The following is a 1,193-nucleotide window of genomic DNA, read 5'->3' as shown; positions in this document are numbered from 1 at the left end:
GCGGCCTTTATCAACCAAAGACAGCTACGGCCGATTTGATGGTGATACCGCCATCGGGGCTTCGGCGCATCTGACGCCCCGTTGCGGTCCGAAACACAGTCGGCAGTTGCAGCGCCGGCGGCACCCGCGACCAGAGCGTTCGCATGATTTCCCGGCCATGCCGAGTTTTCCGAACGGCGCTTCCAGACACGACGCGCTGGGACCAGCGGAAGCCGATCTCATGGAAATAGAGGTCAGCATGTTGCGGGCTGATATGGTGGAAGACTCCGGCGATCGTCCGCCGCACGCGGGAATTGAAACCCTCCACCGAATTGACGTGGACCGTGTCGCGAACATATTCGTGGCTGGAATGCTTCACGGTTTCATGCTTGGCAAAACTCTCGCCGATGGCCATGAATGCCTTCGCCTCATCACTCATCAAATGCGCGTGGGTTTCGATCTGTGTTTCAATCGCACGTTCGGCCGCGCGCAACGAAAGACCGGTCACGACCGCGGCACGTGCGTCACCGGCCGGAGCGCCGGGCGTGACGTCGGTCGGCCGCTGCACCATCGCCACGACCGGCGCCTTCTCTGCATTCGCCTGACCTTTCCGGCCCCGTCCTGGAGGTGGCTCATCCGGCCGCTTTCGGGGACTTCCTCCGAGATGAAAATGATCGATCTCAACCGTGCCGTCGAGCATGTTTTCCCGGGCCACCATCAGCCGCAGGGCGTGACCCATGCGCCAGGCCGTCGGTTGGCTCACGCCAAGGATCTCGGCGAGTCGGACCGAGGACAAGCCCTTGTCCGACTGGAGCATCAGCCACATGGCTTTCAGCCAAACACGCAAGGGCAGCTTGGTCGAATGCAGCGGGGTATGGGTCGTCACCGTGAACTGGAACCGGCAAGCGCCATTGGAACATTGATAAAGGCCCGGTCTCGCACGCCGCTTGCCTGTATCGCGGCCGGCAAGCGCGATCGACCGCTTGTAACCACAGGCGGGACAGATCCTGCCTTCTGGCCACACCATGGTTTCCAGCAATCGCCGGCAATGCTCTTCATCCCGGAAGGCCACGATCATTTCTTCAACGGTCCGAATGTTGGAAAGCGCTGCGAGCATCGTTTCAGGCATTCTCATCCCCTCCAGATCACGTCCAAGAATCGCATGGGAAGGCCATGATCACAAGCCTATTGCTGTCTTTGGTTGATAAAGGCCA

At 60.4% G+C, this 1,193-nt stretch carries 1 protein-coding gene; it reads right to left on the bottom strand.

Translation table 11 applies throughout. The features are described from left to right. Nucleotides 1-10: 10 nt before the first annotated feature. Nucleotides 11-1,108 carry an IS1595 family transposase gene (locus tag NKI54_RS36285; RefSeq protein WP_352694650.1) on the bottom strand — a complete coding sequence of 366 codons (1,098 nt, stop codon included), beginning with the start codon at nucleotides 1,106-1,108 and terminating at the stop codon, nucleotides 11-13. Nucleotides 1,109-1,193: the final 85 nt, after the last annotated feature.

The sequence above is a fragment of the Mesorhizobium sp. M0663 genome (genome assembly GCF_040320585.1).
GTDB lineage: Bacteria > Pseudomonadota > Alphaproteobacteria > Rhizobiales > Rhizobiaceae > Mesorhizobium.
Note: the sequence above shows the minus strand (reverse complement) of the source record. Positions and strands in the feature narration are given on the sequence as shown.

Excerpts from the sequence above, each read along its gene's own strand:
- NKI54_RS36285 (WP_352694650.1), bottom strand. The coding sequence starts at position 1,108 with ATGCCTGAAACGATGCTCGCAGCGCTTTCCAACATTCGGACCGTTGAA.